The sequence below is a fragment of the Paracoccus sp. PAR01 genome, assembly GCF_014851995.1.
Classification (GTDB): domain Bacteria; phylum Pseudomonadota; class Alphaproteobacteria; order Rhodobacterales; family Rhodobacteraceae; genus Paracoccus; species Paracoccus litorisediminis.
The window spans coordinates 58431-65734 of record NZ_JACVAW010000020.1 but is presented as its reverse complement, the minus strand read 5'-3'; the positions used below and the strand labels follow the sequence as shown (position 1 = coordinate 65734).

General features: G+C 63.8%; 7 protein-coding genes. 5 read left to right on the top strand and 2 right to left on the bottom strand.

The genetic code is table 11. From position 1 onward, the window contains the following. Nucleotides 1–30: 30 nt before the first annotated feature. A complete protein-coding gene (gene minE, locus IB235_RS20745; RefSeq protein ID WP_192338343.1) occupies nt 31–303 on the top strand; it encodes a cell division topological specificity factor MinE in 273 nt (90 codons plus the stop codon). Between the two features lie 354 nt (nt 304–657). Beyond that, nucleotides 658–1770, top strand: a complete 1113-nt coding sequence (locus IB235_RS25300; RefSeq protein WP_225612507.1) for a Hint domain-containing protein — start codon at nt 658–660, stop codon at nt 1768–1770. 3 nt (nt 1771–1773) lie between these two features. Here IB235_RS25300 and IB235_RS20735 read toward each other — a convergent pair whose 3' ends face one another. Both IB235_RS20735 and ychF read right to left on the bottom strand, forming a co-directional pair. Further along, entirely contained in the window at nt 1774–2904 is a 1131-nt protein-coding gene (locus tag IB235_RS20735; protein WP_192338340.1) for a succinylglutamate desuccinylase/aspartoacylase family protein, read from the bottom strand. A gap of 84 nt (nt 2905–2988) precedes the next feature. Further along, complete coding sequence (ychF, locus tag IB235_RS20730; protein WP_192338339.1) at nt 2989–4086, bottom strand: redox-regulated ATPase YchF; 1098 nt, start codon at nt 4084–4086, stop codon at nt 2989–2991. Between the two features lie 139 nt (nt 4087–4225). Between ychF and trpA the strand changes: the two genes are divergently transcribed. The 3 genes from trpA (at nt 4226) to IB235_RS20715 (ending at nt 7290) form a co-directional block, all read left to right on the top strand. Then, entirely contained in the window at nt 4226–5026 is an 801-nt protein-coding gene (trpA, locus tag IB235_RS20725) for a tryptophan synthase subunit alpha (RefSeq protein WP_192338338.1), read from the top strand. Nucleotides 5027–5137: 111 nt separating this feature from the next. After that, nucleotides 5138–5755 (top strand): glutathione S-transferase family protein, encoded by a 618-nt coding sequence (locus IB235_RS20720; protein WP_192338337.1) that lies wholly within the window; start codon nt 5138–5140, stop codon nt 5753–5755. Between the two features lie 11 nt (nt 5756–5766). Beyond that, nucleotides 5767–7290: a VOC family protein gene (locus tag IB235_RS20715; RefSeq protein WP_192338336.1), complete on the top strand. Its 1524-nt coding sequence runs from the start codon at nt 5767–5769 to the stop codon at nt 7288–7290. Nucleotides 7291–7304: the final 14 nt, after the last annotated feature.

Genomic DNA, 7304 nt, shown 5'->3' with positions numbered 1-7304 from the left:
GCAGCGGCTGCTGAAGCGGACGGCATGACCATGTTCGGCATCAGCTTCCGCCCCCGCAAGCCGAACCCCGCCCAGACCGCCAAGGAACGGCTGCAGATCCTGCTGGCCCATGAACGCGCCGGCGGCACCAGCCCGGATTTCCTGCCGCTGCTGCAACGCGACATCCTCGAGGTCGTCCGCCGCCACATGGAGATCGACGGCGAGCAGGTCGAGGTCAAACTCGAACGCGGCGAGGAACTCTCCAGCCTCGAAATCAACATCGAACTCCCAGGCGCAACAAAGCTGAAGAAAAAAGCAGGCTAGGGCGATCCGAGCTGGAAAAAGCCGCCGGACAGCTCTCAGTCAGACGTCCGGAAAACCGGGGGTTTGGGCAAGATCGATTCGTTCGGGCTTGTTGATCAATCTTATATGAATACCCCACCACGCTGCATTCGCATGCGTCAGGTCGTCCCATGCGGGTGTTGTCGAATTAGTCAAATTCGATGAATTAATTTTTAAAATTCAACGATAAACGGCAAATTACCGGCAGGTCATCAGAACCGCACGGTTCAGATAAATGCCAATTAGCGTATTGCGCAGTCACTGCTGGCGCATATGCTCAAATTGCAAGCTAGCAATACTCGTGCCCGTCAACGATGCCATGCGAAGGGAAGCACAATGGTCAGTTATGTCTTGGACCCGAATGCGATTGCGACCGGCGAATTCATCCTTGGTATCGGGGGATCGGCCGGGACGATCGATCCCGAGGGGTATCCGGTCACTGATTTCGTTGAGGCAATGGGTGGCGATCCTGCCAATGCGCAAATCATCGTCAGTGTCGAGGGTTCGGCCGAGGATTATGCGGACGGCATTCCCCCCGGCACGCTGATCACCTTGGAGATCGACGTGGATGGTGATGGGGTCGGCGATTATGAAATCAGACCTGCCGGCCAAAACCAGAGCGAGCTTCGTCTGGACAACCAGATCAGCGGCAATGCTGGCTTCTTCGACGGCGATTTCGGCATCTATGCGCCGGGCAGCGATGTGCCGCTCAGTTCGGGATCGGGTCGTTTCTTCCTTACTACCGAACCCGGCGGTTTCACCGACGATGGTTTGCTGATCGAGCCGGGCGACAACCTGAATATGGACGATGTCGATGTCCTGCCCTGTTTCACCCGTGGTTCGCTGATCGACACGCCTGACGGGCCGCGTCTGGTCGAGGAACTGGCGCTTGGTGATCTGGTCATGACCAAGGATCATGGTCCGCAGCCGATCCGGTGGATCGCCTCGCGTCTGGTTGGGGGCCATGCCCTGGATCGCCATCCGAACTTCCAGCCCATCCGCATTGCCGCCGGGGCCTTTGGTCCTTCGGTCCCTGCGCGGGATCTGGTGGTTTCGCCGCAGCACCGGGTGCTGCTGTCCTCGCGCATCGTGCAGGCCATGTTCGGGACCGATGAGGTTCTGGTCCCGGCCAAGAAGCTGCTGGGCCTGCCGGGGGTCACGCAGGAAAATGTGTCGAGTGTCGAGTATTTCCACATCCTGCTGGACCGCCACGAGGTGGTGCGCGCCAATGGTGCCTGGACGGAAACCCTGCTGACCGGCCCGATGGCGCTGAAAGCGCTTGGCCCCGAGGCGGTGCGGGAAATCTCGTTGCTGTTCCCGGAACTGGCCTCGCCCAGCTATGTCGCGCCTCCGGCCCGGCGAATTGCCGAGCCGCGGCGCGTGGCGCAGATGATCGCGCGGCATCTGAAAAACCAACGCGATCTGGTCGAGATCGAAAAGCGCGCCTGACCGTCAATCGGTCAGCAGCAGTCCCTTGCGGCTGGCGATATCGTCGCGTCCGGCGATCTTGCCCATGAACTTGCCCGGCCAGCCATAGGGCTGGCTGTGGCGGGCAAACAGGCAGCCCGCGGTTTCCGCGTGAACCGGAATCTCATCGCCCAGCGGGTCGAGCAGCGTGGCGATCAGCTGCCCCTCGGCCACCTCGTCTCCCAATTCGGTATGATAGACGATCAGCCCTTCGGACGGGGACTTGATCTGGGCCATCGCGGTCAGTCCGGTGGCCTCGCAGGCCAAGGGCGGCAGGTCGGGCAGGGTCTCGTCGGTGATGTAGCCGCGGCGGGCGAGGATGCGGAACAGCGCCTGCGCCTGATCGTGGGCCAGACCTTCATCGACATCGTCATTGCTGCCCATTTCCAACGTCGCGGCCAGGCAGGCACTCGGGATGGGATGATCCGGATAAAGGCGGGCCAGTTCCCACCACGGGCCGCTCAGCGCCTCATCAAAGGGATTCCCGCCGGAGATTTCGGCCAACAGGACGGCGCGCGCGCCGATCTCGGCAGCGATGTCCTGTGCATCCGGCCATAGCGGCGTGCCGGTGTAGATATGCGGCAAGGCCTGATTGTCGGCATGCAGGTCAAGCACCAGATCGGCGTCATGGGCCAACAGCATCAGCCGGTGGCGCATGGCCTCCAGCGCGGTCTTGGGCTGCATGTCGTCAAGCACGGCGCGCATGGCCGCGCGGCAGGAGGCGACGTTCTGGGCAGCAGCCGGACCAAGCTGTAGCGGTGGCAGAAGCGCGGCCAGATCGGGATAGTTGCGGTTGAAATTCTCGCCCGAGGCGGTTTCCTTGCGGCCGTAAAGGAAGCCGTCGGGATGCTGGGTCAGGCCCAGCGGATTGGCCTGCGGCAGGATCAGGATTTCGCCCACGATACGGTCTTCGCGCGCGGCAAACTCCAGCATGGGGCGCAGCAAATGCAGGGCGAACATGCCGGGAAATTCGTCGGCATGTAGTCCGGCCTGCAGATAGGCTTTGGCCCCCGAACCGGGGCGGCCATAGCGAAAGGCGGTGATCTTGTGAACCCGTCCCTGCGCATCGGCGGGAAGGGGGAATTCGAGGCGTTCGCCGATTGCGGGCAGGGTCATCCGGATCGTCCTTGCTGCGGGCGCGGGACGATCCAGCCTTGCCGGGAACCCGGCAAAAGCAGGTTCCCGAGCCTGTTGGTCTGGTCAGGCGTTGAAGAGGAAATGCAGGACGTCGCCGTCCTTGACCTCATAGGACTTGCCCTCGACGCGGAACTTGCCCGCCTCGCGTGCGCCGGCCTCGCCCTTGTAGGTGACGTAGTCGTCATAGGCGACGGTTTCCGCACGGATGAAGCCGCGTTCGAAATCGCCGTGGATGACGCCAGCGGCCTGCGGGGCCAGCGTGCCCTTGTGAATGGTCCAGGCGCGGGCCTCTTTCGGGCCGACGGTGAAATAGGTGTCCAGCCCCAGCAGCGAATAACCGGCGCGGATCAGGCGATCCAGACCGGCCTCATGCAGGCCCATTGCCTCAAGGAACATCGTGGCTTCCTCGGCGGGAAGCAGGCTGATTTCCTCTTCGATCTTGGCCGAGATGACGACATGGCCCGCACCCTGTTCGGCGGCCATTTTCGCCACTCGCTCGGACTGGCTGTTGCCCTCGGCGGCCTTGTCCTCTTCGACGTTGCAGACGAACAGAACCGGTTTCGCGGTCAGCAGTTGCAGCATGTCCCATGCCTTGCGGTCTTCGTCATCGACCTTGATGGTGCGGGCAGGTTTCCCGGCTTCCAGCGCGGCCTGCGCGGCTTTCAGCAGTTTTTCCTGAGCCACGGCCTCCTTGTCGCCACCCTTCAGCTTGCGGGCGATATTGGCCAGGCGACGCTCGACCGATTCCAGATCGGCGATCATCAACTCGGTCTCGATGGTCTCGGCGTCCTCGATCGGATCCACGCGGCCCTCGACATGGGTCACGTCACCGTCCTCAAAACAGCGCAGCACATGGGCGATAGCATCGACTTCGCGGATGTTGGCCAGGAACTGGTTGCCCAGACCCTCGCCCTTGGAGGCGCCCTTCACCAGACCAGCGATATCCACAAAGGTGATACGGGTCGGGATGATCTGCTTGGAGCCCGCGATCTCGGCCAGTTTGTCCAGCCGCGTATCGGGAACCGCGACCTCGCCGACATTCGGCTCGATCGTGCAGAAGGGGAAATTCGCGGCCTGTGCGGCGGCGGTTTTGGTCAGCGCGTTGAACAGCGTCGACTTGCCCACGTTCGGCAGCCCGACGATCCCCATACGAAAGCCCATGATGCACCCCTTTTCCCGGAAAACTGCCGTCTTTTATGGGCGCGCGCGGCCCAAGTCCAGTGCGGGGCGTTGATCTTTCCCCGCGCTAGGGGATAACCCTTGGCGGCGGATTGAAAACGGCGGACAGGGAACCGGGCGCATGAGCAGAATCGACGACACTTTCGCACGGCTTGCCGACACGAATGGCAAGGCCTTCGTCGCCTATATGATGGGTTGCGATCCCGATTTCGACACCTCGCTGCAGATCATGAAGGGCCTGCCGGAAGCGGGCGTCGACATCATCGAGCTGGGCATGCCTTTCACCGACCCGATGGCTGATGGTCCGACCATTCAGGCGGCGGGGCAGCGCGCGCTGGAAGCGGGCGGCAGCGTTACTCGTGTCCTGGACATGGTGCGTGCCTTCCGCGAGGGGAACAGCACCACCCCGATCGTGCTGATGGGCTATTACAACCCGATCTATGCACGGGATGGGGGTGTTGATCGCTTCATCGCCGAAGCTGTCGCAGCGGGCGTTGACGGGCTGATCGTGGTCGACCTGCCCCCCGAAGAGGATGCCGAACTGTGCCTGCCTGCGAAAGCTGCGGGGCTGAACTTCATCCGGCTGGCGACACCGACCACCGATGATCGCCGCCTGCCTGCGGTCGTGCAGAATACCTCGGGCTTTGTCTATTACGTCTCGGTCACCGGGATCACCGGCGGCCCGGCCGCCAATGCTGCCGAAGTCGCCCCCGAGGTCGCGCGCATTCGTGCCTCTGCCGGCCTGCCGGTCGTCGTAGGCTTTGGCATCTCGACCCCGGAAGCGGCATCGGCCGTCGCGGGCGTCGCCGATGGCTGCGTCGTCGGTTCGGCCATCGTCAAGCTGATCGGCGAGGGGCGCCCGGTCCCCGAGGTGCTGGACTTTGTCGCCAAGTTGGCCGCCGGGGCGCATTCCGGCAGCTAAGAACGGGTATCGCGCAACCGTTCGTCTTTTCAGAACACGGGGTTGCGCGCCCTGACCGTGGGCAAGCGCCGTCTTCGTGCTAAGTTTCCAGCACAAGAAACGGAGAGTGCCATGCCCACCCTGTTCTACCATGCCGGTGCCTGCTCGCTTGCACCCCATATCGTGCTGGAATGGATCGGCGCGCCCTATCAGGCGGTGCCGGTCGAATTCGGCTCATCCGAGCTGCTGGCGGTAAACCCCGCCGGGGCGGTTCCGGCGCTGCGCGAGGATGACGGCTGGATGCTGACCCAATGTGGCGCTATCCTGCGCTATCTTGCGCTCAAGCACCCCGAGGCAGGTCTGGACGGTGGCGCGGGCCCTCGGGCGCAGGCGGAAATGGACCGCTGGGCCAGCTTCCTGACCGGCGACCTGCATCCTGCCTTTTTCCCGCTGTTCCTGCCGCAGCGCTATACGACCAGCCGCGACGAGGACGACCGCAATTCCGTGCAGGAAGCTGGCCGCAAGCTGGTCCGCCGCAAGCTGACGCTGCTCGACGACCATTTGCAGGGCCGCGACTGGATGCTGGGAAAGCGCTCGGTGATCGACGCCTATGCCTTTCCGATGATCCGCTGGGCGGCGAAGCTGCTGCCCGATGGCATCTCGGGCTGGACGAATGTCTTGGCTTTGCATGACCGTATCGCCGCCGATCCGGCGGTTCAGAAAGTCCTGGCCCTTGAGGAGGCCGCATAAGGAGAAGTCCCATGACCACCGGCATCCATCACGTCACCGGCATCACCCGTCGCGTTCAGGCGAATGTCGACTTCTACGCGGGCTTTCTGGGCCTGCGGCTGGTCAAGCGCACCGGCGGCTTCGAGGATGCCGAGCAGTTGCACCTGTTCTATGGCGATGCGCTTGGCTCGCCCGGCTCGCTGATCACCTTCCTTGTCTGGGAGGACGGCGCGCCGGGTCGGGTCGGCCACGGTCAGGTCGCGGAAATCGCGCTGTCCGTTCCCCCGGACAGCATCGGTGACTGGCTGACCCGCGCCATGACCGCGCGTATCCCGGTCGAGGGCCCCAGCCGCGAGTTCGGCGAAACCGTGCTGCGGCTGAAAGACCCGGACGGGGTGATCGTCAAGCTGGTCGGCGTCGATGCTCCGGCCACTGCGCCATTGCCCGATCCGATTGCGCCGACCCGCCTGCGCGGGGTGACACTGTTCACCGAAGATGCGGCGGGCACGCGGGATTTCCTTGGCCAGTTCGGCTACCGGGCCGAGGCGGCTTCCGGTGCAGTGCAGCGCATGATTTCGGACCGGGATGCCGTCGATATCCGCGATGCCAGCGGCTATTTCCCCGGCATTCCCGGTACCGGTACGTTGGATCACGTGGCCTTCCGGGCGGCATCGGTCGATGAGGTGCGCGCACGGCGGCTGGCGCTGAAGGATACCGATGTCACCAGCGTCCATGACCGGAAATACTTCCTGTCGCTCTATGTCCGCGATCCCGCCGGGATCTTGCTGGAATATGCCACCGACGCGCCCGGCTTCACGCTGGACGAAACCCCTGAGGAACTGGGCCGGACATTGTTCGTCCCACCCCATGATGCGGCCCGCGCCGAGGATCTGCGCGTGATGCTGCCGCAATTCGCCCTGCCGGGCGAGGAAAGGATGCCGATGCGCGACTTGCATTTCACCCACCGCTTCCATCGGCCCGAAAACCCGGATGGCAGCACGATCATCCTGCTGCATGGGACTGGCGGCAATGAAACCGACCTGATGCCGCTGGCTCATCGCATCGCACCCAATGCGACGCTGCTGGGTGTGCGCGGCCGCTCGACCGAGGAGGGGATCAACCGCTGGTTCCGTCGCTATGATGCCGTGACCTACGATCAGGCCGACATCCAGTCCGAGGCCGAGGCCTTTGCTGCCTTTGTCGAGGATGCCACCCGCGCCTATGGGCTTGATCCGGAACGGATCAGCTTCCTTGGCTATTCGAACGGCGCGAACCTGCTGGGCGCGATCCTGCAACTGCATCCCGATGCGGTGCGCAAGGCGATCCTGCTGCGTGGCATTCAGGTCCTGGAAGCACCGCCCGCCAGCACTGCCGAGGCGCTGCAGGGTGCCAAGGTGCTGATGCTGAACGGCGCGCGCGATCCCTTTGCACGGATGGCCCCGGCGCTGGAGCAGCAGTTGCGCCGCCTGGGTGCCGAGGTGGACAGCCAGACCCTGCCGGTCGGTCATGAGCTTGCGGCGGACGACCTTCAGGCCAGCTCGGATTGGCTGGCCTGAAGAACCGGGCCCTC